Origin of the sequence: Paraburkholderia sp. (assembly GCF_035501035.1) — a bacterium.
In the GTDB taxonomy this organism is placed as follows: Bacteria; Pseudomonadota; Gammaproteobacteria; order Burkholderiales; family Burkholderiaceae; genus Paraburkholderia.
In genome coordinates this window covers 1-24,444 of the sequence record NZ_DATJWR010000184.1, presented here as the reverse complement: position 1 = coordinate 24,444, position 24,444 = coordinate 1, and the positions used below count along the sequence as shown (strand labels likewise).

The following is a 24,444-nucleotide window of genomic DNA, read 5'->3' as shown; positions in this document are numbered from 1 at the left end:
GCGTGGCGGGAGCGCGAAGGCTTACACGCGCCTTTCCGCCCAGCCGGGAGCACGGGCGGTTCCGATTCGACCAATGTGGCACCACAAACGGGCGGCCGCCACGCCAACGTGCATGGCGCGCACTGTTTGGGCGTGTGTGGGGCGCAGCAAGGTTGGGTAGGCACCCGTGAAATGCTTGCCATGGATTACGCAGCCACATTTCGCGTCACCCTGGCATTAAAGTCGCATGGTGCGGCCGCGCTCGGGCGCGGCCTTTTACGGAACCCTTTCGCGCAGCGCGTCGGCGGTTACAAATCAATCAGGCATCCTTACAAAAAGATCAATGGAGACGTCAGCTTCATCGCATACAGGCCGTATATCCCTTCAATCGTAATGTCCGGCACGAACGGGAGTTGTCATTGATGAGTCAGACAGCGAAGCGGTCGATCGAAATCGACTTTTTCCGCGGTTTCGCGTTGATCTCCATAGCACTCGATCACATTCCGTCGAGCGTGCTCTCGCATGCCATGCTGCATAACTTCGCCTTCTGCGACTCCGCAGAGGTTTTCGTGTTCGTGAGCGGCTATGTGTGCGCGGCCAGCTGGCTTGCCATCGCCGCGCGCAAGGGGGAGGGAGCGGCCAACCGGCGCTTTTGGCGCCGTGGACGCGAAATCTACGCCGCGTATCTCTTCACCGCGGCGCTGATGCTGCTTTCGGGCGCCGCCGCGGTGATGCTGCGCGTCGATTCTCCGCTCGTTGCGGAGTCGGGTTTTCTGCGCTTCGCCGCGCATCCGTTCACGATGCTGACCAACATCGCCGTCTTCCGCGATCAGCCCTATCTGGCGGGCGTGCTGCCGATGTACATCGTGCTCGTGGTCGCATTGCCGTTCGTGATGCCGCTCGCGCGTCGCTCACCCGATTTCGTGCTGGTCGGCAGCTTCGCGTTGTGGTTCGCCGGCTGCTGGCTCGCGGGCTACCTGCCCACCGCCGAGGGCGCCATTTGGCCCTTCAACCCTTTCGCGTGGCAGGCCATGTTCATGTTGGGCCTCCTATGCCGTCTTTACCCCGTGTCGCATGCGTTCCAGACCTCGCGCACAGGGCGAACATTGACGGCGTTCGCTCTGATGCTCGCCGCGATGTTTGCGTTCATCCAGCTGTTCGCCAATCTCGACCCGCAGCCCGGCTACATGAAGCAGAATCTCGCGAGCGTGCGCATCGTGAGTTTTGCCGCCGTTGCCTGGCTCGCGGCGCAGGCGGTGCGCAAAGGCTGGATCGCCTGGCTTGCGCAACGGCTGCCCGCCGTCGTCACGGTGGGTCAGCAGGGTCTCGTGTGCTTCGTGGGCGGCGCGGTGGTGTCCAACGCAATCGATACGCTGCTGCGCGTACCGCATACAACGGCCATGGTGCCGGCAAGACTTGCGGGCGATCTGTTGGCGATCGGTGCGTTGCTCGTGCTCGCCAGTGGCGCGCGGCGCCTGAAGTCGGTGCGGCTGCGCTTCGCGCTTACATGAGCTGCGTTGCCGAATCCCCCAAGGTGAGTATTTGCGGGAGCTGATTTGCTGCGGGCCACCAAGAGTGGCCCGCAGCACGACAAAAACGCGGGATTTCGACAGGCGGCGCGAGTCACTAGTATCGGCCGAGGTGAGACTTTGCGGGAGCCGCGTGGTCTCGCTGTAAATGGCAAGCCTGCTCAGGCGCCAGCGAGTTCACGCACGTCCGCCGTGGGCGCCGATCCGAACGCTTCGCTCAGTGCATAGTCGATCAATTGCTGCGCGGCCGTTTGCGGTGTGGAAAGCAGGCCGTTCTGTTTCAGTTGCTCGAACCGTTCGCGCATCGGGAACTGCTCGGCGCTAGTCGCGCGTATCGCTTCCTGCATACCCGTATCGATCACGCCCGGCGCGAGGCTGCAGATGCACACGCCGGCCGGCGCGTCGAGCGCGACTGCGCGCGCATGATGATCGAGCGCGGCCTTGGTCGCGCAATACACGCTCCAGCCCGGATACGCATTACGCGCCGCGCCGCTCGAAACATGGACGATACGGCGCGAAGCATTCGCGCTCGGGGCGGGCGTGGCGGCGAGCGCATTCGCGAGCATCAACGGGGCCGCCACGTTGAGCGTCACCGCGCGCGCAATCGCGCCCGCATCCTGCTCGCCCAGGGGCGCAATGGGCTCGACGGTGCCCGCGTTGTTGAAGAGCACCACACATTCGGCGCCGCTCGCGAACGCGCTCAACGTGCCGTCGGCCAGCCAGCGCTCGAGTGCGGCGGGATCGGCGAGATCCACTACGGCTTGCGTAAGCCGCGCCGCGTGACGCGATGCGAGTTCGGCATGCGTGCCGCGGCCGAGCCCGAGCACGTCTATGCCCCTTTGCAGCAGCAATTCGGCGAGTGCCTCGCCCAGCCCGCGCGTATGGCCGGTGACAATGGCACGAATGGCGGAGCGGGGGGCAGATGTCGAGGTCGTCATGATGGCGTGATGAAAGAAAGGGAAAATCCTTGCGCGCGCAAGGCGTTATCGGATGAATCGATCGGCTCTTCGCCGCGGCGCCCCATAGCTTCGTGACATGGCGCGCCGCGCGCTGGGGGACTCAAAAAACGGCAGTGTGACGTCACTCGCCGGTTAGGTCGGCCGCGATTCGGTATCATAGCGTCCGATCCCATATGGAAGAGAGCTGGACGTGAAAGCCGCATCGCAACAACGCCGTACCCTGAGCTTCAAGGATGGTCTTCTGGAAATCAAGAAGAGCATGGGGATGGGCGCGGGTCAGCCGCCCGAAGAACAGGCGCAAAAGACGCAGGGCAAGCCCGCACAAAAGGGCGCGAAGACGCATGGCACCCCGCACGCCCAGAAGGGCCCGCGTGCTCCCAGAGAGGGCGCGGCGGCAGCGGGCGCGGGCGAAGCGCGCTCGCGTTCACGCCAGGGCCGGCCGCAGGGCGCGAGGCCGCAGCAGCAAACGGAACAATCGGGAAAATCGGACCCGGCGCAACGAGCGCAGCAACAACGGCGCCAGCAAGGGCCGAAGCCGGCTCGCGGGCCGGAGGCTGCCGAGCGGCCCGCGCAGCAGCGCCGCCGTCCGGCGCGGCCCCAGCAGCCGGCGGCGAACCTTAGCGAGGCCGAAAAGGCGCGCATCGAGCGCAACCGCCAGCTCAACACGGTCTGGAACGTGTTCGCGAAGCACTATCCCGCGTTCCGCGACCGTTTGCCGCTCAAGATCGGCGTGGCCGAGGATCTCGTCGCGCGTCATCCCGAGTACGACCGCACGCTGATCGTCGCCGTGCTCAAGCGTCATGTGAATCATCCGCGCTATCACGAACGTGTCGCCGCGGGCGGCTCGCGCTACGAACTCGATGGCACTGCCTCGGAAGGTCCGGGCATCGAGCCGTCGCACATCGGCCGCGCGAACGCAGCGCTTGCGCGCCAGAAGGCGAAGGCCGAGGCGCAGGCCAAGGCACGCGAGGAAGGCAAGGCTCAGCCCGAGGCACCGACTCAAGCAGCCGAGGCACCGCCTCAAGCAGCCGAAGCCACGGCTCATCAAGCAGCGGAGCAGGCCGAGCCGCAGCTCCCGCAGCCGCAGGCGCCGGCGCAATCCGCCGAGGCAGACGCAGGGGTACAGCAACCGGAAAACGGCGAGACGCCCGTCACCGGTGCCTGAACGGGGGGCAGTGGCGCGGGGCGTTCCTGCGCCGCGCCACGCGTTGCTTTTCTCCCGGCTCCACGCCACGCCGAAAATTTTCGTGCGCAAACGCACTCTCGCGGCATAGCCGCGCGCGGGCGTTTTGCAGGTCCGCCTTGTCTCGCCGCATGATCCGAGGCACAACGGCGGCGTACGGGCGCTGCCGGTCGATGTGCGTGCAACCTTTGGTGAAAACTACCGCGAGCAAGCCCAGATTGCGCTTTGCCTGTCGCTGCGCTCGGCCTCGAAGATGCGTCGTACATCACGGTCGATGCTGGTGAGGCCTTCACCGCGCGAGACTCAGCTCGAGCACACTTTTGTCTATCCGCCGATCCGGCATCAGGCAAACTGGGCGCACGAGCCCGAAACACGGATATATCGGGCGGCGCATCCATCCAAAAATAATAAGGATGCCTACATAAACAGACCGCTTTACGCTGCAGGTTGCATAGGCGTTTCTAGCGGGCGCTGGCCGAGGCGGCGTTTTGCACGGCAGCCTGTGCAGAGGGCGCCGATGCCGGCGCGGATGCCGCGACCGCAGCCGCGGCTGCGGCAAAAGCCGAAGCCGCCGAAGCCGCGACATCCGGGCTCGCCGGCGCATCGCTCGCGGCCGGCGCACTCGCGGTGTCGATCACGCGGCTGAATTCCACGGCGCGCATGCGGATCTTTTCCGCATAGGCCTTCGAGCCGCCATAGTTCTTCATTGCGGCATTGAGGTCGCCGCCGGCGGCCCGCTGGTAGCCATAGAGGATCGACGAACCAATGTCGATATTGACTTCGGGATCGGTGAGATCCTTGTCGCGCAGGATATTCCGATGCGCCGACGGCACGACCTGCATGAGCCCGGTTGCGCCATTTGCGCCGTGCGCTTTCTCGCGAAAGCGCGATTCGATCGAGATGATGGCGAGCAGCACCGCGGGCGGCAGCGAGTACTTCTCGGCGGCGCCCGTGACGGCTTGCGAGATTTGCGCCGCCTTCTCTTTCGCCAGGCCGAACTTTTGCGTGAGATAGCCGGAAACGGCGGTCGCAGCCGAAGTATTGACGGTGTCGCTAGCGGGCGTGCTCGCCTGCGGCACCTGCGCGGCCGCGGTTTGCACGAGGCCCGGCAACAGGGCGAGCAGGCAGAATAACTGCCTCATGGCCGGTGCTTGGGGAGAGAAAATGGAAGGCGCAAGTATAACCGGCCTCGCATGGCGAGGCCGGTTGACGTGTCATCTGGTTTTCACATCCGTGATTGACGTCAGGGTTGCGGCTCAAACCTTCTGCACCGAAGCCTTCCAGATCTCGTCGATGCTTGCGGCGAGCGCCGCATCGAACTCGGCATCGCTCATTGCCTTCGTGAGGTCGTTGATGAGCGCACGCGAGAAGCTCGCAATCATGCCGTGGTTTTTGGCGAGGCGCTCGCAGGCGTCGCTGCGCGAATAGCCGCCGGAGAGCGCCACCACGCGCACTACGCGCGGATGCTCGATGAGCGGCAGATAGAAGTCGGGCGTATCGGGAATCGTCAGCTTGATCATGACGTTCTGCGATGCGGGCAGCGCGTCGAGTCCCTTGAGCAGTTCGTCGCGCAACAGCGCCTCGGCTTTGGCCTTGTCGGGGGCCTTGATCGAAACTTCGGGCTCGAGGATCGGCACGAGTCCGTGGGCGGCGATCTGCGCGCCCAGCGCGAACTGCTGCGCGGCGACCGTGGCAATGCCCGAAGGCGACGCGTGCTCGACCACCGAGCGCATCTTGGTGCCGAAGATGCCGGCCTTCGCCGCGCGTGCGAGCAGGGCGTCGAGGCCGGAAATCGGCTTCATGAGGCGCACGCCGTCGGCCTCGGCTTCCAGACCCTTGTCGACCTTGAGGAACGGCACGACACCGCGGTCATGCCAGAGGAACGCCGGCACGGGCTTGCCGCCGGCCTCGCCGTCCATCGTCGCTTCGAAGAGAATCGCGCCAATCACCTTCTCGCCCGTGAACGCCGGTGCGCTGATGATGCGCACGCGCATTTCGTGGATCAGGCGGAACATTTCGGCGTCGCCGCTGTAGGCGCTTTCGGGGATACCGTACTGGCGCAGCGCACCCGGCGTCGAACCGCCGCTCTGGTCCAGAGCCGCGATGAAGCCCGGTTTGTCGCGCATCTGCGCAAGCATTTGCTCGTTTGCCATCGTCATTCCTCCCGCATTGGGGCGCCCTCGCGGGCTTGGTTGCTCGGATCCGGCCGTAGGCTGCTCCGACGAGTGTACTTGCGCCGCAGCGCCGCGTCTTGACCATTGTGTGGGCATGGCCGCGCTGCGGAGCTGAAGAGGGGAAATGGCAACTCGCAGCAATTGCGATGCCAAGGCAGGGTACGCGGAACATGAATGCGCGCAAGCGCTGCTCGCGAAAGCCGCGCTCGCGCGTCATGGACCGCGTTCAGACGGAGGATGAAATCGTGCAGCCGGACGGTTGCATACGGGCCCGCGTGAATGTCGCCTCCGGCTACGCGAGCGCGTTGCCGTCACACGATCACTTGCGCCTGCGCCGTCCGATCGCTCGCCAGCAGCGCCGAGAGCTTGCGCAGCGCGGCCTGCAACTGTCCGCGCTCGCCGGTGGCGCCCAGCGAAATACGGATTGCATTGGCGGTTTCCGGACCTTGCTGGAACGCCGTGGAGGGCGCCACGGCCAGCCCCTCGGTGCTCGCGGCGACGGCCAGTTCGCGGGCCTGCCAGTAGCGCGGCAGCGCATACCAGAGGTGAATGCCCGCGCCCGCAGACGATCCGAGCGTCTGCGCCGCGATGCGCTGGCGCTCGCGGGCCTCGGTCTTCACGCCCGCGAAGATCTGCTCGGCCACGCCTTCCTCGATCCACTGCGTCGCGAGCGCGTTGGTGAGCGGCGCGGCCATCAGCGAGAACGCGCGCAGCGCGGCGAGAAGCTGACCATGTGCCTCGGTGTCGGGCAGGGCGAGGTAGGCCGTGCGAAGACCGGGGGAGAGTGTCTTCGAGAGTGTCGCGAGATAGCACACCTGCGCGGGCGCGAGGCGCGCAAGGGGCGGCGGCGCATCGGGTGCGAAGCGCCAGTAGGGATCGTCCTCGACGATACGCGCGCCGCAGCGCTCGGCCACGCGCAGGATTTCGAGGCGCCGCGCCTCGGGCATCGTCGCCGTGGTCGGGTTCTGCAGCGTCGGGTTCAGGTAGATGAGCCGCGCCTCGTGCTTGCGACAGGCCGCTTCGAGTGCGTCGGGGCGCATGCCCTGGACGTCGACGGCGACGGGCTCGATGCGGCGGCCAAGTTGCACCGCCGCGTGCAGCAGGCCGGGGTAGAGCAGCGGCTCGGCGAGGACCGCTTCGCCGGGCCGCGTGAAGGCGAGGATCAGCGCGGCGAGCGCCGCCTGCGCGCCGGGACACACCGCCACACGCGCGGGTGCGACGGGACCGAGCGCGGGGTGCAGCCACTTCGCACCCGCTTCGCAGTCGGCGCGGCCGCCGCCGCCCACGTGATAGGTCATGAGTAGATCGGCGTCGCTGCGCAGCAAAACGCGCGAGATGCCTTCGCGCAGCAGGGCGTCCATTTCGAGCCCGACGGGCGGCGGCGGAATGTTCATGCTGAGGTCCACGCGCTGCAGCAGCTCGGCGCGCGGCGCGGCAATGAAGGTGCCGAGCGGCCCGCGCGCCTCGATCAGGCCGCGACGCCTCGCCTCGTTGAAGCCGCGCGTCACGGTGGTCAGATCGACCGCGAGCAGCGCGGCGAGGGTGCGCTGCGCGGGTACACGCTCGCCGGGGCGCAGCGTGCCGCCGGCCACTGCTTCCTCGATGAAATCGGCGAGCCGCAAGTAGCGGGGGCCGTTGCCGGCTTGCATCGCCGCGGCCCACACGTTGGTTTCGTCGGCGCTTCCGGATGGCTGATCGTGTGTCATTCTGTCGCGGATGTATGTGTCATGTCTTACTCTAGCATGCGTGCATGAAACGCGTAAATCCATACATATTGTCTATGTATGGCTTATGAAACGGCCCTCTGGGGCCGTTCGTGAGACAGCAGGGTGAGCACGTATGGATGGGTTTGCGCGATCGTCAACCTTGGAACCAGACATGCGCAACCCAGACCCAAGCACCGGGCAGGCCGCCACAGCCGGCCCGCCATCCTCCGCCCTGACCTCACCAACCTCTCCACCGCGCTTAATCGCCACCTTTCTGCGCCGCGCGGCCATTGCCGCGGCAGCCGGTCCGCTCGCACTGCTCGGCGGCTGCAATATGGTGCTGTTCACCCCGAAGGGCGACATCGGCGTGCAGGAAAAGAACCTGATCCTGATTTCGCTCGGCCTGATGCTGCTCGTCGTGATTCCCGTGATCGTGCTCACGCTGTGGTTCGCGTGGCGCTACCGCGCCTCGAACACGAGCGCGACCTACGCGCCGCGCTGGTCGCATTCCACGGCCATCGAAGTGGTGGTGTGGTCGATTCCCTGCGTGATCGTGCTGACGCTCGGGGTGCTGATCTGGCGCTCGACGCAGTCGCTCGACCCCTACCGCCCGATCGAGTCGCAAGTGAAGCCGATTCGCGTGGACGTGGTCGCGCTGAACTGGAAGTGGCTATTCATCTACCCCGACTACGGCGTGGCCTCGGTGAACCAGCTTGCGATTCCCGTGGATACGCCGGTGGAGTTCAACATCACGGCCGAGTCGCTGATGAACTCGTTCTTCATCCCGCAACTGGGCAGCCAGGTCTACGCGATGCCGGCCATGCAGACGAAGCTGCATCTGGTTGCGAACGAGCCGGGCGTGTATGCGGGGCGCTCGGCGGCCTTCAGCGGCCCCGGCTTCTCCGACATGCACTTCGATACCCTCGCCACGAACCGCGCCGACTTCGATGCCTGGATCGCGCGCGCAAAGGCTTCGCCCGCGATGCTGAGCCGCGCGGCCTACGAGCAGCTTGCGCAACCCGGCGAAAAAGCGCCGGTGACGTTGTATTCGAACGTCGCGCCGGGTCTATTCGAAGGCGTCGTCGGCAAGTACATGCGCGACGTGCACGGCAACCCGATTTGCGGCACGGTTGCCGGCGTGAGCACTCCGGCGCTCACGCTCAACCATCGCGCCATCCTCGCAGCGGAGTAAGCACACCATGTTTGGAAAACTCACACTCGATGCCGTTCCCTGGCACGAGCCGATCATCATGGGCACGGGCGCCGTCGTGGCGCTGGGTGCCATTGCCTTGCTGGCCGCGGTCACGATTGCGGGGAAGTGGGGTTACCTGTGGCGCGAGTGGATCACGTCCGTCGATCACAAGCGCATCGGCGTCATGTACATCATTCTCGCGATCGTCATGCTGCTGCGCGGCTTCGCCGACGCGATCATGATGCGCGCGCAACAGGCCATCGCGAACAACGACGCGGCGGGCTATCTGCCGCCGCATCACTACGATCAGATCTTCACGGCGCACGGCGTCATCATGATCTTCTTCGTGGCCACGCCGCTCATTCTCGGACTCATGAACGTGGTCGTGCCGCTGCAGCTAGGCGCGCGCGACGTGGCCTATCCGTTCGTCAACTCGCTGAGTTACTGGCTTTCGGTGGTCGGCGCATTGCTCGTAATGGTCTCGATGTTCGTGGGCGATTTCGCGGCCACGGGCTGGGTGGCGTATCCGCCGCTCTCGGAGCTAGGCTACAGTCCGACAGTTGGTGTGGACTACTATATATGGTCGCTGCAGCTGTCCGGGCTTGGCACCACGCTCTCGGGCATCAACTTCATTGTGACGATCCTGCGCATGCGTGCGCCGGGCATGGACCTCATGAAGATGCCGGTGTTCGTGTGGACGGCCTTCATCACCAACATACTGATCGTCGCGGTGTTTCCGGTGCTCACGGGCACGCTCGCGCTGCTCACGATGGACCGCTACCTCGACATGCACTTCTTCACGAACGAGCTGGGCGGCAACGCGATGATGTACATCAACCTCATCTGGGTATGGGGCCACCCGGAGGTGTACATCCTGATCTTGCCCGCGTTCGGTGCGTATTCGGAAATCATCGCCACGTTCTCGGGCAAGCCGCTGTTCGGCTACAAGTCGATGGTCTACGCCACCGCGTCGATCGGCATTCTCTCGTTCTTCGTGTGGCTGCATCACTTCTTCACGATGGGCTCGGGCGCGAACGTCAACGCCTTCTTCGGCATCATGACCACGATCATTTCGATCCCGACCGGCGTGAAGCTCTTCAACTGGCTCTTCACGATGTATCGCGGGCGCATCCGCTATCACAGCGCCACGCTCTGGACCATCGGCTTCATGGTGACGTTCGCGGTGGGCGGCATGACCGGCGTGCTGCTGGCCGTGCCGGGCGCGGACTTCGTGCTGCACAACTCGCTCTTTCTCGTCGCGCACTTCCATAACGTGATCATCGGCGGGGTGGTGTTCGGCTGTCTCGCGGGCGTCAGCTTCTGGTTCCCCAAGGTGTTCGGCTTCACGCTCAACGAGTTCTGGGGCAAGGTGTCGTTCTGGTGCTGGCTGATCGGCTACTGGCTCGCGTTCACGCCGCTCTACATCCTCGGCTTCGAAGGCATGACGCGCCGCATGAACCACTACTCGGTGCCCGAGTGGCACGCGTGGCTCGTGGTCGCGTTCGTGGGCGCGGTGTTCGTGGGCCTCGGCATCCTCGCATTCATCGTGCAGATCGCGGTGAGCCTGCGCGACCGGGAGATGAACCGCGACGTGACCGGCGATCCGTGGGATGCGCGCAGCCTCGAATGGTCGACGTCTTCGCCCGCGCCGTTCTACAACTTCGCCGTGCTGCCCGAGATCACCTCGATGGAGCAGCACTGGGATAACAAGGAAGCAGGCCGCGCATACGTGCAGCCTCGCGCGTACGAAGACATCCATATGCCGCGCAATACCGGCGCGGGCTTCATCATCGCCGTGTTCGGCCTCCTGTTCGGCTTCGCGATGATCTGGCATATGTGGCTGTTCGCGGCCGTGGGTCTGGTCGGCATGATCGCCACGTTCATCGCGCGCACCTACAACCAGGACGTCGATTACTGGGTCCCGGCCGCCGAGGTTGAGCGCATCGAGAATGCGCGCTTCCGGCAACTTGGCATCAGGCGTTTCGATCAACCCGAGCAAATCGAGGAGATGGCTTAAACCATGGCTCACGCTGCTACCACTCACGCCCATGGTCACGGGCACGGTCATGGTCACGACGACAGCACCAAGACCACATTCGGCTTCTGGATCTACCTGATGAGCGACTGCCTCATCTTCGCGACGCTGTTCGCCACTTTTGGCGTGCTCGCGAATGCGACGGCAGGCGGTCCGGGTGCGAAGGATCTGTTCGAGCTGCCATACGTGCTCGGCGAAACGCTGCTGCTGCTCGCGAGCAGCGTCACCTTCGGCATGGCCATGTTGGGCCTCTACGCGCAGCGCCGCGCGCAGGTGATCGTGTGGCTCGTCGTCACGTTCCTGTTCGGCGCTGGCTTCATCGCGATGGAGGTGAATGAGTTCGCCAAGCTCGTGGCCGACGGCGCGGGGCCCGGCACCAGCGCGTACCTCTCGGCGTACTTCACGCTGGTCGGCACGCACGGCCTGCACGTCACGGCAGGTCTGTTGTGGATCGCCATCATGATGCACCAGACCTTCAAGTTCGGCCTGACCGGTACGATTCGCCGCCGTCTGGCGTGCCTGAGCCTTTTCTGGCACTTCCTCGATCTCGTGTGGATCTGTGTGTTTACGTTCGTTTATCTGCGAGGCTTGCTGTGAACCAATCCCATGCCACTCACCAGACCGGCCACGACGCTTCGCATGGCAGCTTCAAGGGCTACATGATCGGCACGGTCGCCTCGCTCGTGCTCACGCTCGCCTCGTTCGGCGTCGTCATGGGGCACGTGGTCCCGCCAGGAATCGGGCTTGCGGCCATCGTCGTGCTGTGTGTTGCGCAGCTCGTCGTGCAACTCGTGTACTTCCTCCATATCGGCGCGGCGCGCGAGCAACGCGCCAACACGGGCATTTTCGTGTGCACGGCCTTTCTGATCGCGGTGATCGTGGGGCTTTCGCTGTGGGTCATGCACAACGCCAACGTCAACATGATGCCGACGCAGATGTCGATTGACCGCGCAATAGCGCACGACTGACGCATGATGCACGCGCCCCGGTCACCCGGCCCTGTTGCGTCCCCTTAATTACATGCTTTCGCGAGCGGGGCGGTGCGTACCCCGGGCACAGTGCATGCGCAATACGAAGCGTTGCGACACACCGTCGCTTTTACGTGGAGTCTGACCATGAACAAGGACCAGGTGAAGGGTACGGCCGAAAAGATGAAGGGCAAGGTGAACGAGGCCTTGGGCCGCGCGACCGATAACCCGGCGCGCGAATTGAAGGGCGACCTCCAGCAGGAAGCCGGCCAGGCACGCAAGAGCGTCGGCGACATGAAGGAGGCCGCAAAGGACATCAAGAAGGGCCATCACTGACACCCGATGATGGGCACGCAGCGCCGCCGCCTCGCAAGGGGCGGCGGCGTCGTGCTGTGCGGCGCTTGCGCAAGCGAAGCTCTCATGCTGACCGGCATTGCGCATCGTTTGCGGAAAATATTATTCCGGAGTGCAAATCGATAGCGCGGCGCCGTGGCGCTTTCGAAATGCATTAGATCCTGCATGGCGCCAACCTGGTGTAACAGCGCGGCGAAGCACGGTCAAAGCGGGTATGCTGCTGGCATCCCGCGTGCCCCGCGCGGGGTTCGAACGCGGAGCCCACGATGTCTGCCAACCCTGTCGAAGTGCCCACCGGAGTGCGCGAAGTCTGGCTGATCCGTCACGGTGAAACGCAGTGGAGCCGCTCGGGGCAGCATACGGGACGCACTGATATCCCGCTCACGGAGCACGGGCGCGAGCAGGCGCGCTCGCTGGCAGCGACACTCGCTGCGCAGCGCTTCGACGCCGTGCTCTGCAGCCCAATGTCGCGCGCCATCGAAACCTGCCAGCTCGCGGGCCTGGGCGACCAGATGACCGTCACGGCCGACCTGCACGAATGGGACTATGGCGTCTACGAGGGGCGCACCACGGCGGACATTCGCAAGACCGATCCGGACTGGAGCGTGTGGCATTCGCCCATTGCGCAAGGCGAGGATCTCACGCGGGTTCAGGCGCGCGCCGCGATGGTCGTCGAGAGCCTGCTCGCGATGCGCGGGCGCGTCGCGCTGTTTTCGCACGCTCACTTCCTGCGTGCGCTAGGGGGCTGCTGGATCTCTGGTACGGCGGCGCTCGGCGCGCATCTATATCTCGACACGGCTTCCGTGAGCATTCTTGGCTTCGATCACGAAAGCCGCGCCATTCGCCGCTGGAATGCACTCGGGGAGCGCAGAGCGTTGGTGTGACGCCGGCTCCGCTCATCGGGGCGAGCAAGGCAGCCATGGCGCAAGCCGTCGAGCCGCGGACCTTCACGCGACGCACTACCTGGCAGCGTGGCATCATCGTGCATCCGGCCTTCCCAGGACGTTGCGCCAATCACGCCTTGAAAAATGCACACGGGAGAACAGGGATGCTCAATCAACTCTCCGACAGCTTCCTGCTTGTCTTCGCCGGACTCTTCCCCGTCGTCAATCCGCCCGCGGTCGGGTTCATCGTGCTCAGCCTCGTTCCTCATGCGACAGCCGCCGAGCGCACCTTTCTCGCCCGGATCATCGCGCTGAACAGTCTGGCCATTCTGCTCGGGTCGCTGTTGATCGGGGCCTATGTGTTGTCGTTTTTTGGCATATCGATACCGGTATTGCGCGTTGCCGGCGGCCTGGTGATCGCGTTCGCCGGCTGGAATCTGCTTCACAACCCGGGCGCCACACGCAGCACGCCGACGGAGGCGACGCCCGACGCGGCGCGCAAGGCCACGCTGCGCGCCATGGCGTTCTATCCGTTGACGCTTCCCGTGACGGTCGGCCCGGGATCGATCGCGGTTGCCATTGCGCTCGGCACCGGGCGGCCGCGCGGCCAGATGCAACTCGTCAATGTCGTTGGCGTGCTGCTGGCATTGATTGCCCTGTGCGGCAGCATTTACCTGTGCGTGCGTTTTGCCGCGCATGCCGGAAAGCGGCTCGGCCCCGTGGGCACCGAGGTGCTCATGCGGTTGCTGGCATTCGTGCTGCTATGCATCGGCATTCAGATCTTGTGGCTCGGGCTCGATGATCTGCTGAGGTCTGTTCCGCTATCGCTGAATGTCAATAGTACGGCGAAGTAATCGCGGACCGTGGGCGAACAGCGGCATATTCGCGGGCCGTGTGCTGTACGAACGCCCATCGCTTTCGCTGGCGCACACGGAGCCCGCTTTCAACTCACACCCAGCAATTCCTTCAATTCCGCTGTCCGTGACCGGCTCACAGGAACGACGCTGCGCTCGCCGTCGTCCATGACGAGGTTCACGCTGTCGTCCGCTTTTACGAGTTCGACCGCGTAGGGCAAGCTCACGATGTGGCTGCGGTGCACGCGCAGGAACGTGCCGCTGTCGAGGCGCTGTTCGAGGTCCGCGAGCGAGAGGTTGGAGAGGTATCGATCGTCTTTCGTGACGATCGTCGTGTAGTGGCCGTCGCCCTGAAAGCGCACGATGTCCTTCAGGTCGATCAGGATCACACGGTTCTTGCGATAAACCGGAATCTTGAAGAGCCGCCGCGGTGACAGTGGCGTGCCGGCGAGCGTCTCGGACGAGGGCTCGGTCGTGAGGTCGGTCAGATCGTAGAAGATCATGCAGGTGCCGCAGGTGCCGTTCATGTCCGACATGCGCGACACCTTGAGCATGAGAATCCTGTCCGGAATATTGATCATCATCGCGACGGGTGGCGGCGACTTCACCGGGCAGCCGCCCGCGTCACGCGACTGCAGCAAAAAGCGCAGCTTGTCGCGGCTTTTCGCCGGGTGCAGCTGCACGACGTCGATGCCGAACAGTTTGTCCTGAGCGACGCCGAGCGACTGCTCGCCGGCGGCCCCGAGGATCTGCAACGCGACGTCGTTGAACGCGCTGACGCGCCCTTGTGCGTCCAGCCAGACCACGCCCGGATTGAACTGTTCCAGCCGGTGCTGGAAGGTTTCGGCGCGGCGTGCGTCGAAGGTCGGTATGGCGTGCTCGAATGTCTTCATCCAGGGTTCTCCCCGATGCGCCCGCGGTTTTGTGCGCGGCATTCGCGACGCCGGGGCGGTGCCTCAGTTTTATGTCCATTCCCCCATTCACGCAAGTATTCCGGCAGCCCGCGCAGCCGCGCCGCCGTTGGCGAAATCTCGTTGAATTGCTGCGTTGCATTGTGAAATCCTGATTGTCGGCAGGATAACAACAAGGAGACTGGTGTGATTCCCCGACCCTTCGAATACCACGCGCCGCAAACCTTGCCGGAGGCGTTCGCGCTGCTGGGCGAGTACGGCGAGACGGCGAAGCTGCTCGCGGGCGGCCACAGTTTGCTGCCGATGATGAAGCTGCGTTTCGCACAGCCCGATCATCTGATCGATCTTGGCAAGCTCGCCGAGCTCAAGGGCATTCGCGAAGAGAACGGCGCGCTGTGGATCGGCGCGATGACGACCGAAAACGAACTGATCTGGTCCACGCTGCTGCAGACTCGTTGTCCGCTCATCGTCGAGGGCGCGCGGCAGGTCGCCGATCCGCAGGTGCGCTACTGCGGCACGCTCGGCGGCGATCTTTCGCACGGCGACCCGGGCAACGATCATCCCGCGCTGATGATCGCGCTCGACGCGCAGTTCGTGCTGCAAGGCGCGGCCGGCGAGCGCGTGGTGCCGGCCGATGGCTTTTTCGTCGGCACCTACGAGACGTTGCTCGCGCCTGGCGAAATCATGACAGGCATCCGCATTCCCGTGCCGGCGCCCGGCACCGGCTATTGCTACGCGAAGCTCAAGCGCAAGACGGGCGACTTCGCGACGGCCGCGGCGGCCGTCACGCTGCGCGTTGCCGGCGGCAACGTCGAACACGTGCGCATTGCTCTGACGAATCTCGGCGACACCGTGATCCGCGCCGTGGACGCCGAACAGGCACTGTCCGGCAAACCGTTCGACGCGCACGCGCTCGAAGACGCCGCGCGGCTCGCGATGGCCGCATGCAATCCGGTGGCTGATCTACGCGGCGACGCCGACTACAAACGCGCGATGGCAGGCGAAATGACACGCCGGGCGCTCAACACGGCATACGAAAGGGCAACGAATCCAGTGCACCCCTAAACCCAGGGAGAACACGCAATGTCCAGCACAAAAACGATGGTGTCGTTCAGGCTCAACGGCAGCGAGGTGGATGTCGTCGTCGAGCCGCGAGAACTGCTCATTCATACGCTGCGCGAGAAGTGCCAGCACACGGGGCCGCACATTGGCTGCGAGACATCGCATTGCGGCGCCTGCACGGTGGATTTCAACGGCAGGTCCGTGAAGTCATGCACGCTGCTGACCGTGCAGGCGCAGGCCGCGGAGGTACGCACCGTTGAAGGGCTGGCCGAGGGCGGCGAATTGCACGCGCTGCAGGAGGGTTTCATGCAGGAGCACGGCTTGCAGTGCGGTTTCTGCACGCCGGGCATGCTGATGCGCGCCTACCGTTTGCTGCAGGAAAACCCCGATCCCACGGAAGAGGAGATTCGCTACTGGATGGCGGGGAACCTGTGCCGCTGCACGGGCTATCAGAACATCGTGAAGGCCGTGCAATATGCTGCGCGCAAGCTGCGCGGCGAAGCGGCCGAGACGTCGCATCCGCTGATCGAAGCGGGCGCGGCGCACGCACACTGAGCGCCGGGAGACACATCATGGGCAATCTCGACGCCAATCTGGAACGTCTCGCCGCGCTCGAAGGCATGGGCTGCTCGCGCAAGCGCCGCGAGGACCCACGCTTCATCCAGGGCAAGGGCACTTATGTGGACGACATCAAGATGCCGGGCATGCTGTTCGGCGTGATGGTGCGCAGTCCCTATGCGCACGCGCGCGTGAAGCGTATCGACAAGTCGCGCGCGCTCGCGCACCCCGGCGTGCACGCCGTGCTCACGGCGGACGATCTCAAGCCGCTCAAGCTGCACTGGATGCCGACGCTCGCGGGCGACGTGCAAGCCGTGCTCGCCGACGAAAAAGTCTGCTTCCAGAATCAGGAAGTGGCGTTCGTGGTGGCCGACGACCGCTACGTCGCCGCCGATGCGGCCGAACTCGTCGAAGTCGAGTATGAGGAACTGCCGGCGCTCGTCGACCCGCTGAAGGCGCTCGAACCCGACGCAATCGTGATTCGCGAGGACATTCGCGACAAGGACACCGGCGCGCACGGTGCACGCAGGCATCCTAACCATATTTTCACGTGGACGATGGGCGACCGCGACAAGACCGACCGCATGTTCGAGAACGCGGAAGTCACGGTCAAGCAGGACCTTCTGTACCCGCGCGTGCATCCGTGCCCGCTCGAAACCTGCGGCTGCGTCGCTTCGTTCGACAAGGTGCGCGGCGATCTCACCGTGTACATCACGTCGCAGGCGCCGCATGTCGTACGCACGGTGGTGGGGCTCCTGTCCTCGATTCCGGAATCGAAAATCCGCATCATTTCGCCCGACATCGGCGGCGGATTCGGCAACAAGGTAGGTGTATATCCGGGCTATGTGACGTCGATCGTCGCGTCGATCGTGCTCGGGCGTCCGGTGAAATGGATCGAGTCGCGTAACGAAAACCTCTCCAGCACCGCGTTCGCACGCGACTATCACATGACCGGCGAACTCGCGGCGGACAAGGACGGGCGCATCAAGGCGCTGCGCGTGCACGTGGTCGCCGACCACGGCGCATTCGACGCGTGCGCCGATCCCACGAAATGGCCCGCCGGCATGTTCCATGTCTGCACGGGCTCGTATGCGATTCCGAACGCGTTCGTTTCGGTCGATGGCGTGTATACGAACAAGTTTCCTGGCGGCGTGGCTTATCGCTGCTCGTTTCGCGTGACCGAGGCGGTGTACCTGATCGAGCGGATGGTCGACGTGCTCGCGCAGAAGCTCGGCATCGACAAGGCCGAGATCCGTCTGCGCAACTTCATCCACAAGGACCAGTTTCCCTACACCACGCCGCTCGGCCTCGAATACGATTCGGGCGACTATGAGCAGGGGCTGCGCAAGGTGCTCGCGGCGGTCGATTACGATGCGTTGCGCGCGGAGCAGGCCCGCCGCCGCGCCGACCCCCAAGCGGAGTGGCTCATGGGCATCGGTGTGGTGAATTTCACGGAAATCGTCGGCGCGGGTCCTTCGAAGATGTGTGACATCCTCGGCGTGGGCATGTTCGATTCGTGCGAGATTCGCGTGCATCCGGACGGCTCGGCCATTGCGCGCATGGGCACGATCACGCAGGGCCAGGGGCACCAGACCACCTACGCACAGATCATCGCTTCCGAGGCCGGCATTCCCGCGTCGCAAATCGCGGTGGAAGAGGGCGACACGTCCACGGCGCCTTACGGGCTCGGCACCTATGGCTCGCGCTCCACGCCGGTGGCCGGCGCGGCGGTGGCGCGCGCCTCGCGCAAGATTCGCGAAAAGGCGCGCAGGATCGCGGCTCATCTGCTGGAGGCGAGCCCCGACGACGTGGAGTTCGACCTCGACCGTTTCGTGCTGAAGGGCTCGCCCGACCAGTTCAAGACGGTGAAGGAAGTGGCCTGGGCTGCGTACAACAACGTGCCCGAAGGCCTGGAAATGGGCCTCGAAGCAGTCGACTACTACGATCCGCCCAATTTCACGTTTCCGTTCGGCGCCTACGTGTGCGTGCTCGACGTGAACCGCTACACCGGCGAAATCCGCGTGCGGCGCTTCTACGCGCTCGACGACTGCGGCACGCGGATCAACCCGATGATCATCGAAGGCCAGATTCATGGCGGATTGACCGAAGGCTTCGCGGTCGCGCTCGGCCAGGAAATGCCATACGACGAATCGGGCAACCTGCTCGGCGCGACGCTGCTCGACTACTTCGTGCCGACAGCCGTGGAAACACCGCATTGGGACACCGACTACACGGTGACGCCGTCGCCGCATCATCCCATCGGGGCGAAGGGCGTGGCCGAGTCTCCGCACGTGGGCTCGATTCCGTGCTTCACGTCGGCGGTCGTCGATGCGTTCGCGCATCTCGGCATCACGCACATGAACATGCCGCACACCGCGTACCGCGTGTGGCAGCAATGCCGGGAACTGGGCCTGACCCGACCCTGAGCATCGCGGGAGAAACGCATCATGAAAGTCGTGCTCGACAAGGTATTTCCGCTCGCCGCGAGTGCGGACAGCGCCTGGCAGCTCATGCAGGATATCGAGGCCGTGGCCGGCTGCATGCCGGGTGCGAAGGTCACGGAGCGCATAGATGATACGCACTACAAAGGAACGATCACAGTGAAGCTCGGACCCGCGACGATGGCGTTCAAGGGCGACATCGAAGTGCTCGCGCTCGATGCGGCGTCGCGCAGCCTGCATCTCGTCGGCAAGGGCACCGACTCGACCGGCAGTTCGGCCGCGACGATGAACCTCACGGCCGCGGTGCAGGGCAGCGGCGAGGGCTGCGAGCTGTCCGGCAAGAGCGAGGTGACGATGAGCGGCAAGGCCGCTGCGATCGGTGGTCGGCTGATGGGGCCGGTTTCGGAGCAACTGCTCAAGCAGTTCGTGGCGAACTTCTCCGCACGGCTCGATGCGATGAATGCTCAAGCCGAAGGCGCGGGCGACGCGGCTTCGGCCACGGCCGGCGAGGCGGGGGCGCCCGAGGCTGCGGGCGGCGCGCCTGCACGACCAGCGCAGGCCGTGCAGGCGCCGCCGGCCGAACTCAACGGCCTCTCGTTCGTCTGGGCGATGATCCGCGACTGGGTGCGTGGAATCTTCTCGCACAAGGCACACGGCCGCTGAGGCATGCCATGACGCCGACCGACCGCATGTCCGACGTCGTCACGCTACAGGCGCGGCTCGCGCACCACGGCTATATCGCCGAACGCAGCTTTTCGGCCGCGCTGCTGCTGACGATGGAGATGCGCCGCCCGCTGCTGCTTGAGGGCGAGGCGGGTGTCGGCAAGACCGAAGTGGCGAAGGCGCTGGCCCGCCTGCTCGACGTGCCGCTGATCCGGCTGCAATGCTACGAGGGGCTCGACGCGCACACGGCGCTCTACGAGTGGAACTACGCGCATCAACTGCTGGCGATCAAGCTCTTCGAGCAGGAGGCGCGGCCCTTGCGCGACAAGGAGCAGGACATCTTTTCCGAACGCTATCTGCTCAAGCGGCCGCTGCTCGAAGCCATCACGACCACACCCGCGCCCGTGCTGCTGATCGACGAGATCGACCGCACCGACGAAGCATTCGAAGCCTACCTGCTCGAAGTGCTTTCGGATTTCCAGATCTCGATACCCGAACTGGGCGTGATTCGCGCGACCGAAAGGCCCTATGTGATCCTCACGTCGAACGGCACGCGCGAAATCTCGGACGCGCTGCGCCGCCGCTGCCTCTACCAGTACGTCGACTACCCGACGTTCCAACGCGAACTGATGATCGTGCGGACCCAGGTGCCGGAAGTGCCCGAGGCCCTCGCGCGCCAGGTGGTGGAATTCGTGCATGCGGTGCGGCAGATGGCGCTGCGTCGTAAGCCCGGCCTCGCGGAGACGCTCGACTGGGCGGCCGCGCTGCTGCGCCTTGGCGTGAGCGCGCTCGACGAGGACGGCATCGAGCGTGTCATGGATTCGCTCGCGGCGCTCGTGAAGACACGCGAGGATCAGGCTGGCCTTACGCGGCCGGTCGTCGAAAGGCTGGTGGCGTCATGCTGAGCGGATGCAACAGCGCACCAGGCGCCCCCGATCTCGCCGACGCGCTCATCGCGCGTTACGCGGGCTTCGCGGGCTGGCTGCGCGCAAACGCGTTCTGCGTGACGAGCGCGGACGTCGCGGCTTCGATGGAGGTCGCGCAACGCATGGGCCAGTTCGACGGCGATCTGCTGCGCTGGAGCCTGCGTGCGCTGCTGTGCTCGCGTGCGGAGGACTGGCGGCGCTTCGATGAACTGTTTGACGCGTACTTCCTGCAGCCGAACCGGCGCGAACTGGCCGAAACGCGGGCCGGTGGCGCCGGACCGCTCGCACGCGACGAGGCTGGCGAGACGCTACCCGATGCAAGCGAAGGCACACCGGTGTCGCTTGCCGGGAGTGGCGCCGGCGCGCCGGGCGAGGGCGCCACGGCAGAAGCGGGCGCCACGCCCGCCGAGTCGCTCGCATTCGCGGATTTCCGCCACCTCAACGATCGCACCGAACTCTTTGCGATCGATGCCGCGATCCGCCGCTTCGCGCAACGCCTGCGCGGGATCGAAACGCGGCGCGAGCAGCGCGCGACGCAGGGCCGGGCGATCGACCTGCGCTGGACGATCCGCCGCAGCGTGTCGCGCGGCGGCCTGCCGACCGAGATCGGCTGGCGACGCTTGCGGCGGCAGCGCCCGCGCATCGTGCTGATGCTCGACGTGAGCCGCTCGATGAGCCTCTACAGCTTCTTCCTGCTGCGCCTCGCGCGCGTGCTGAGCGGGCGTTTGCGCGATGTGCACAGCTTCGTCTTCCATACGCGGCTCGTCTGCGTGGACGAGGCGCTGCGCGATCCCGATCCGCGGCGCGCCCAGGAGCGCCTGCATCTGATCTCCGAAGGCTGGGCAGGGGGCACACGCATCGGCGAGAGCCTCGCCGGATTCAACCAGCAATACGCGCGTGGCCTGCTGCACGCGCGCACCGCGGTCGTGATCGTCAGCGATGGCTACGACGCGGGCGACCCGGCTCAGTTGAGCGAGGCGCTGGCAGCGATGCGACGGCGCTGCCATTCGCTCGTGTGGCTCAATCCGCTTGCTGAGCGCCCGGGGTTCGAGCCGGTCAGCGCGGGCATGCAGGCCGCGCTGCCGCATCTCGATCTGTTTGCGGGCGCACGCGATCTGGCGAGCCTCGAACGCGTTTTCCCTCAAATTCTCGGGGCATTGCAATGATTGCCGAAACCACCGACACCGTATCGAACACAGTGGACCTGCTCCAGCTCGAACAGCAGTTGATCAGTGTGGGGGTACCGTTCGCCGTGGCGACTGTGATCCGCGTTTCGCCGCCCGCCTCGACCCAGGTGGGCGCACAGGCGCTCGTGGAATGCGACGGGACGCTTCACGGCTGGATCGGCGGAGGCTGCTCGCGGGCGATCGTGATCGAGGCCGCGCGCCAGGCGATCCGCCTCGGGCAGCCGCGGCGCGTGCGCATCAGCAACGAGCCATCGCCGCCCGATCCCGAAGTCGAGGCCCACGCCATGCCGTGCGCGAGCAACGGCGCGATGGAGCTCTTCATCCAGCCGACCTTGCCGGCGCCGCTGGTGGTTGTGTTCGGCGCGACGCCGGCGGCGCACGAGGCCTGCTGGCTGGCACGGCGAGTGGGCTTGCGCGCGTCGCTCGCGGCGGATAGCGCAGGCGTGGGCGGAGTGCGCTACGACGCTGCCGCGCTCGATCTCGCCGGCGCATCGTTCGCGCTAATCGCGACGCAAGGCGATGGCGACGAGGACGCGCTCGACGCCGCATTACGCAGCACGGCCGCGGCGGTGCTCCTGATTGCGAGCCGCCGCAAAGCCGAGCGGCTGCGCGAGGCCATGCGCACGCGCGGCATCGGCGAGGCCCGGATTGCGGCGCTGCACGCACCGGCGGGCCCGTCGATCCACGCGCACACGCCGCAAGAGATCGCGCTTGGCGCCGTGGCGGGGCTGGTCGCGCTGCGGCATGAACTCGAGGAAGCTGCGGCGCTCGCTCAGGCGGCGGCGCCGCAGGCCACCGTCGCCACCGAAGCCGTGCCGCCGCTGCCGCCGTGCGTAGTGCCCGAGACGCCTCCCGCCGACGCTGGACGCTACGTGAACCCGGTGTGCGGGATGAGCGTGGAGATCGCGACGGCGAAACATGTCGTCGCCTATGGCGGGCACACGGTGTACTTCTGCTGCGACTGTTGCAAGGCCGAATTCGAGCGCGCGCCCGAGCACTATGTGATCGCCACGCCGGGCAATGCGGACGGCTCTGGCGATCGCCCTGCGGAGGAACGGTGAGTACGGTGCGGTTTTCGGCGGTCGTGCTTGCGGCGGGCCTGTCTGCACGTATGGAGGGGCGCCACAAGCTGCTGCTAACGGTGGGCGGCGAACCTGTCGTGCGGCGCGTCGTGCGCGCGATCGTCGCCGCGCGGCCGCAGGAGGTTGTCGTCGTGACCGGATTCAACGGGCGCGCCGTGTTCGAAGCGCTCGACGGCATCGACGTGCGCTTCCAGAGCAACGCGCGCTATCGGGAAGGACAGATGACTTCGGTCGCGGCGGGGGTGGCCGCTTTGCTGGCACCGTGCGACGCCGTGGTGATTTGTCTCGCTGATCAGGTGCTGCTTGGTACTACTGATTATCTCGAGCTTGTCGAAGCCTATGCTTCAATGCCGCGCGGATCGATCCTCGTGCCGATGTTCGAGGGCGCGCGGGGTAATCCGGTCGTGTTCGCGGCGAGTTACGCACCCGAAGTCGTGAGCGGCCATGTCAATCCGGGGTGCCGCAAGCTGATCGCCGAGCACGGCGACGAGGTCTTTCTCCACGAAGCCACGCACGATCGCTTTTGTGTCGACATGGATACGCCCGCCGATTATTTGAGCGTTCTGGCTCGCGTCGAGGGCAATATTCGTTAGGTTACCAGAGGGTTCCAGTCCGCCTCGATCGCGTTAAGGGTAACTCGCATCCAGCCAGGGTTGAGATTTGCCTACTCACCCGGCGGCAACGAAATTTGCCACATACCTTCGAACAGGGTCGACTGGAACGCCGCAAATTCGGCACTTTCGATGCATACGGCGTAGTGCTCACGGCGTGATGAAATGCAGGCAACCATATGTTGTCCGTTTCATGCAATTTCGAGCGTATGACCTTCAGGGCCAGGCCTGCTCCGATGCGTTCGGCGATGTAGCGATCCATCACTTCCATTCCCGATGTTTCGAGCAACTGCGCCATGGCGAGAATGCCGCGCAGTTCTCCGCTTCGGCAGGATAGTGTGTCGTACAGCACTTCCGTTATGCCCTCCGTGCCCTCGAAGTATCGAACATGCGGTTTCGCCCCGATATGCCGGTGCATTACACGCATCTGCGGAACGAGTTCGGAGGCGATTCTGCGGCGTTCCTCGGCGCGCTGAAGGATCACGAACGGGTCCTACGCCTGGACCACCACCCTCGTACCGCGCTGGACGCGCGAAATCAGACCCTCCGCGACCAACCGTTCGACGACCTCATAGGCATTCGTGCGACCGATGAGTGCTTCGGACCAAATGTGTGTGCGTACATGGCTAGCCAGGACAGCGCTTTGCGGGAAGCAGGGCAATTAAGCCGTAGAGAGTTCGCTGACGAGCATCACCGCAAAAAGCTCGATGAGCTGGGTGATCCGCTGGTCGAGATCGAGTCGCACATTGAACTTCTCACCTTTGGCGGCAGCGGTCGATACAATTGCGCCGCGACCGGTGAGTCCTCAAAGCGGCCGTCCGCCATACCCGACTGAGACGATGGTACGCATTCTGGTTTTGAAGCGGCTCCACAACCTCTCGGACGAACAGATGGAGTACCAGTTGCTCGATCGCGCAAGCTACAAGCGGTTCTGCGGTCTGACCAATGCGACCCATATCCCTGACCGGACGACGGTGTGGACTTTCGAAAACCGGATCGGCGAAGCGGGAGCGAAGGCGCTGTTCGATGGCGTGTCGGCGCAATTGCTCAGGAAGGGCTTCATCGCGCGTGGCGGGCAGATCATCGACGCGACGTTGGTGCCGGCGCCGAAGCAGCACAACAGCCGCGACGAAAAGGAGTTGATCGACCAGGGCGCGATGCCCGTCGACTGGAAACCCGCGAAGCG

The 24,444-nt window shown here is 65.1% G+C and carries 22 protein-coding genes and 1 pseudogene; 18 read left to right on the top strand and 5 right to left on the bottom strand.

Translation table 11 applies throughout. The features are described 5' to 3' along the window. The first annotated feature begins 401 nt into the window (after nucleotides 1–401). Nucleotides 402–1,490 (top strand): OpgC domain-containing protein, encoded by a 1,089-nt coding sequence (locus VMJ11_RS13160; protein WP_325619839.1) that lies wholly within the window; start codon nucleotides 402–404, stop codon nucleotides 1,488–1,490. A gap of 179 nt (nucleotides 1,491–1,669) precedes the next feature. Here the strand turns inward: VMJ11_RS13160 and VMJ11_RS13155 are convergent, their stop codons facing one another. Then, nucleotides 1,670–2,446, bottom strand: coding sequence for an SDR family oxidoreductase (locus tag VMJ11_RS13155; protein WP_325619838.1), 777 nt, complete (start codon nucleotides 2,444–2,446; stop codon nucleotides 1,670–1,672). 211 nt (nucleotides 2,447–2,657) lie between these two features. Between VMJ11_RS13155 and VMJ11_RS13150 the strand changes: the two genes are divergently transcribed. Next, the gene (locus tag VMJ11_RS13150; RefSeq protein WP_325619837.1) at nucleotides 2,658–3,632 is read left to right on the top strand and encodes a ProQ/FINO family protein; all 975 of its coding nucleotides are present in this window, start codon (nucleotides 2,658–2,660) and stop codon (nucleotides 3,630–3,632) included. Between the two features lie 479 nt (nucleotides 3,633–4,111). Here VMJ11_RS13150 and VMJ11_RS13145 read toward each other — a convergent pair whose 3' ends face one another. From VMJ11_RS13145 to VMJ11_RS13135, 3 genes are all read right to left on the bottom strand, one after another. After that, nucleotides 4,112–4,792 (bottom strand): transglycosylase SLT domain-containing protein, encoded by a 681-nt coding sequence (locus tag VMJ11_RS13145; RefSeq protein ID WP_325619836.1) that lies wholly within the window; start codon nucleotides 4,790–4,792, stop codon nucleotides 4,112–4,114. 114 nt (nucleotides 4,793–4,906) lie between these two features. Then, on the bottom strand, nucleotides 4,907–5,803 hold the full coding sequence (locus tag VMJ11_RS13140; RefSeq protein ID WP_325619835.1) for a fructose bisphosphate aldolase: 897 nt from the start codon (nucleotides 5,801–5,803) through the stop codon (nucleotides 4,907–4,909). Between the two features lie 332 nt (nucleotides 5,804–6,135). After that, on the bottom strand, nucleotides 6,136–7,530 hold the full coding sequence (locus tag VMJ11_RS13135; protein ID WP_414694382.1) for a PLP-dependent aminotransferase family protein: 1,395 nt from the start codon (nucleotides 7,528–7,530) through the stop codon (nucleotides 6,136–6,138). Nucleotides 7,531–7,702: 172 nt separating this feature from the next. Between VMJ11_RS13135 and cyoA the strand changes: the two genes are divergently transcribed. From cyoA to VMJ11_RS13100, 7 genes are all read left to right on the top strand, one after another. Next, nucleotides 7,703–8,722, top strand: coding sequence for a ubiquinol oxidase subunit II (cyoA, locus tag VMJ11_RS13130; RefSeq protein ID WP_325619834.1), 1,020 nt, complete (start codon nucleotides 7,703–7,705; stop codon nucleotides 8,720–8,722). A 7-nt stretch (nucleotides 8,723–8,729) separates the two neighbouring features. Further along, entirely contained in the window at nucleotides 8,730–10,739 is a 2,010-nt protein-coding gene (gene cyoB / locus VMJ11_RS13125; protein ID WP_325619833.1) for a cytochrome o ubiquinol oxidase subunit I, read from the top strand. 3 nt (nucleotides 10,740–10,742) lie between these two features. Continuing rightward, on the top strand, nucleotides 10,743–11,354 hold the full coding sequence (cyoC, locus tag VMJ11_RS13120) for a cytochrome o ubiquinol oxidase subunit III (RefSeq protein ID WP_325619832.1): 612 nt from the start codon (nucleotides 10,743–10,745) through the stop codon (nucleotides 11,352–11,354). Beyond that, nucleotides 11,351–11,725 (top strand): cytochrome o ubiquinol oxidase subunit IV, encoded by a 375-nt coding sequence (gene cyoD, locus VMJ11_RS13115; RefSeq protein ID WP_325619831.1) that lies wholly within the window; start codon nucleotides 11,351–11,353, stop codon nucleotides 11,723–11,725. Before cyoC ends, cyoD begins: the two co-directional genes overlap by 4 nt. Nucleotides 11,726–11,872: 147 nt before the next feature. Continuing rightward, nucleotides 11,873–12,061: a CsbD family protein gene (locus tag VMJ11_RS13110; protein WP_325619830.1), complete on the top strand. Its 189-nt coding sequence runs from the start codon at nucleotides 11,873–11,875 to the stop codon at nucleotides 12,059–12,061. A 284-nt stretch (nucleotides 12,062–12,345) separates the two neighbouring features. Beyond that, the gene (locus VMJ11_RS13105; protein WP_325619829.1) at nucleotides 12,346–12,963 is read left to right on the top strand and encodes a histidine phosphatase family protein; all 618 of its coding nucleotides are present in this window, start codon (nucleotides 12,346–12,348) and stop codon (nucleotides 12,961–12,963) included. Nucleotides 12,964–13,127: 164 nt separating this feature from the next. Next, on the top strand, nucleotides 13,128–13,817 hold the full coding sequence (locus VMJ11_RS13100; protein ID WP_325619828.1) for a MarC family protein: 690 nt from the start codon (nucleotides 13,128–13,130) through the stop codon (nucleotides 13,815–13,817). An 89-nt stretch (nucleotides 13,818–13,906) separates the two neighbouring features. Here the strand turns inward: VMJ11_RS13100 and VMJ11_RS13095 are convergent, their stop codons facing one another. Then, nucleotides 13,907–14,710 (bottom strand): LytTR family transcriptional regulator DNA-binding domain-containing protein, encoded by an 804-nt coding sequence (locus VMJ11_RS13095; protein WP_325619827.1) that lies wholly within the window; start codon nucleotides 14,708–14,710, stop codon nucleotides 13,907–13,909. Between the two features lie 204 nt (nucleotides 14,711–14,914). Between VMJ11_RS13095 and VMJ11_RS13090 the strand changes: the two genes are divergently transcribed. The 9 genes and pseudogenes from VMJ11_RS13090 to VMJ11_RS13050 all read left to right on the top strand — a co-directional run. Further along, entirely contained in the window at nucleotides 14,915–15,793 is an 879-nt protein-coding gene (locus VMJ11_RS13090; protein WP_325619826.1) for a xanthine dehydrogenase family protein subunit M, read from the top strand. 18 nt (nucleotides 15,794–15,811) lie between these two features. After that, entirely contained in the window at nucleotides 15,812–16,345 is a 534-nt protein-coding gene (locus tag VMJ11_RS13085; protein ID WP_325619825.1) for a (2Fe-2S)-binding protein, read from the top strand. Nucleotides 16,346–16,362: 17 nt separating this feature from the next. Beyond that, the gene (locus VMJ11_RS13080; protein ID WP_325619824.1) at nucleotides 16,363–18,774 is read left to right on the top strand and encodes an aerobic carbon-monoxide dehydrogenase large subunit; all 2,412 of its coding nucleotides are present in this window, start codon (nucleotides 16,363–16,365) and stop codon (nucleotides 18,772–18,774) included. 21 nt (nucleotides 18,775–18,795) lie between these two features. Then, entirely contained in the window at nucleotides 18,796–19,452 is a 657-nt protein-coding gene (locus VMJ11_RS13075) for an SRPBCC family protein (RefSeq protein ID WP_325619823.1), read from the top strand. Nucleotides 19,453–19,460: 8 nt separating this feature from the next. After that, complete coding sequence (locus VMJ11_RS13070) at nucleotides 19,461–20,357, top strand: MoxR family ATPase (protein ID WP_325619822.1); 897 nt, start codon at nucleotides 19,461–19,463, stop codon at nucleotides 20,355–20,357. Then, nucleotides 20,351–21,544, top strand: coding sequence for a vWA domain-containing protein (locus VMJ11_RS13065; protein WP_325619821.1), 1,194 nt, complete (start codon nucleotides 20,351–20,353; stop codon nucleotides 21,542–21,544). The genes VMJ11_RS13070 and VMJ11_RS13065 overlap by 7 nt, the downstream gene beginning before the upstream one ends. Continuing rightward, a complete protein-coding gene (locus VMJ11_RS13060) occupies nucleotides 21,541–22,626 on the top strand; it encodes an XdhC family protein (protein WP_325619820.1) in 1,086 nt (361 codons plus the stop codon). Before VMJ11_RS13065 ends, VMJ11_RS13060 begins: the two co-directional genes overlap by 4 nt. Beyond that, nucleotides 22,623–23,240: a nucleotidyltransferase family protein gene (locus VMJ11_RS13055; RefSeq protein WP_325619819.1), complete on the top strand. Its 618-nt coding sequence runs from the start codon at nucleotides 22,623–22,625 to the stop codon at nucleotides 23,238–23,240. Before VMJ11_RS13060 ends, VMJ11_RS13055 begins: the two co-directional genes overlap by 4 nt. 640 nt (nucleotides 23,241–23,880) lie before the next feature. After that, a pseudogene (locus VMJ11_RS13050) lies at nucleotides 23,881–24,444 on the top strand (transposase); the annotation flags it as partial.

Bases quoted from the DNA above. Each gene is read 5' to 3' on its own strand.
- VMJ11_RS13160 (WP_325619839.1), top strand. From the start codon at position 402: ATGAGTCAGACAGCGAAGCGGTCGATCGAAATCGACTTTTTCCGCGGT.
- VMJ11_RS13155 (WP_325619838.1), bottom strand. From the start codon at position 2,446: ATGACGACCTCGACATCTGCCCCCCGCTCCGCCATTCGTGCCATTGTC.
- VMJ11_RS13145 (WP_325619836.1), bottom strand. From the start codon at position 4,792: ATGAGGCAGTTATTCTGCCTGCTCGCCCTGTTGCCGGGCCTCGTGCAA.
- VMJ11_RS13140 (WP_325619835.1), bottom strand. From the start codon at position 5,803: ATGGCAAACGAGCAAATGCTTGCGCAGATGCGCGACAAACCGGGCTTC.
- VMJ11_RS13135 (WP_414694382.1), bottom strand. From the start codon at position 7,530: ATGACACACGATCAGCCATCCGGAAGCGCCGACGAAACCAACGTGTGG.
- cyoA (WP_325619834.1), top strand. From the start codon at position 7,703: ATGCGCAACCCAGACCCAAGCACCGGGCAGGCCGCCACAGCCGGCCCG.
- cyoB (WP_325619833.1), top strand. From the start codon at position 8,730: ATGTTTGGAAAACTCACACTCGATGCCGTTCCCTGGCACGAGCCGATC.
- cyoC (WP_325619832.1), top strand. From the start codon at position 10,743: ATGGCTCACGCTGCTACCACTCACGCCCATGGTCACGGGCACGGTCAT.
- VMJ11_RS13110 (WP_325619830.1), top strand. From the start codon at position 11,873: ATGAACAAGGACCAGGTGAAGGGTACGGCCGAAAAGATGAAGGGCAAG.
- VMJ11_RS13105 (WP_325619829.1), top strand. From the start codon at position 12,346: ATGTCTGCCAACCCTGTCGAAGTGCCCACCGGAGTGCGCGAAGTCTGG.
- VMJ11_RS13100 (WP_325619828.1), top strand. From the start codon at position 13,128: ATGCTCAATCAACTCTCCGACAGCTTCCTGCTTGTCTTCGCCGGACTC.
- VMJ11_RS13095 (WP_325619827.1), bottom strand. From the start codon at position 14,710: ATGAAGACATTCGAGCACGCCATACCGACCTTCGACGCACGCCGCGCC.
- VMJ11_RS13085 (WP_325619825.1), top strand. From the start codon at position 15,812: ATGTCCAGCACAAAAACGATGGTGTCGTTCAGGCTCAACGGCAGCGAG.
- VMJ11_RS13080 (WP_325619824.1), top strand. From the start codon at position 16,363: ATGGGCAATCTCGACGCCAATCTGGAACGTCTCGCCGCGCTCGAAGGC.
- VMJ11_RS13075 (WP_325619823.1), top strand. From the start codon at position 18,796: ATGAAAGTCGTGCTCGACAAGGTATTTCCGCTCGCCGCGAGTGCGGAC.
- VMJ11_RS13070 (WP_325619822.1), top strand. From the start codon at position 19,461: ATGACGCCGACCGACCGCATGTCCGACGTCGTCACGCTACAGGCGCGG.
- VMJ11_RS13065 (WP_325619821.1), top strand. From the start codon at position 20,351: ATGCTGAGCGGATGCAACAGCGCACCAGGCGCCCCCGATCTCGCCGAC.
- VMJ11_RS13060 (WP_325619820.1), top strand. From the start codon at position 21,541: ATGATTGCCGAAACCACCGACACCGTATCGAACACAGTGGACCTGCTC.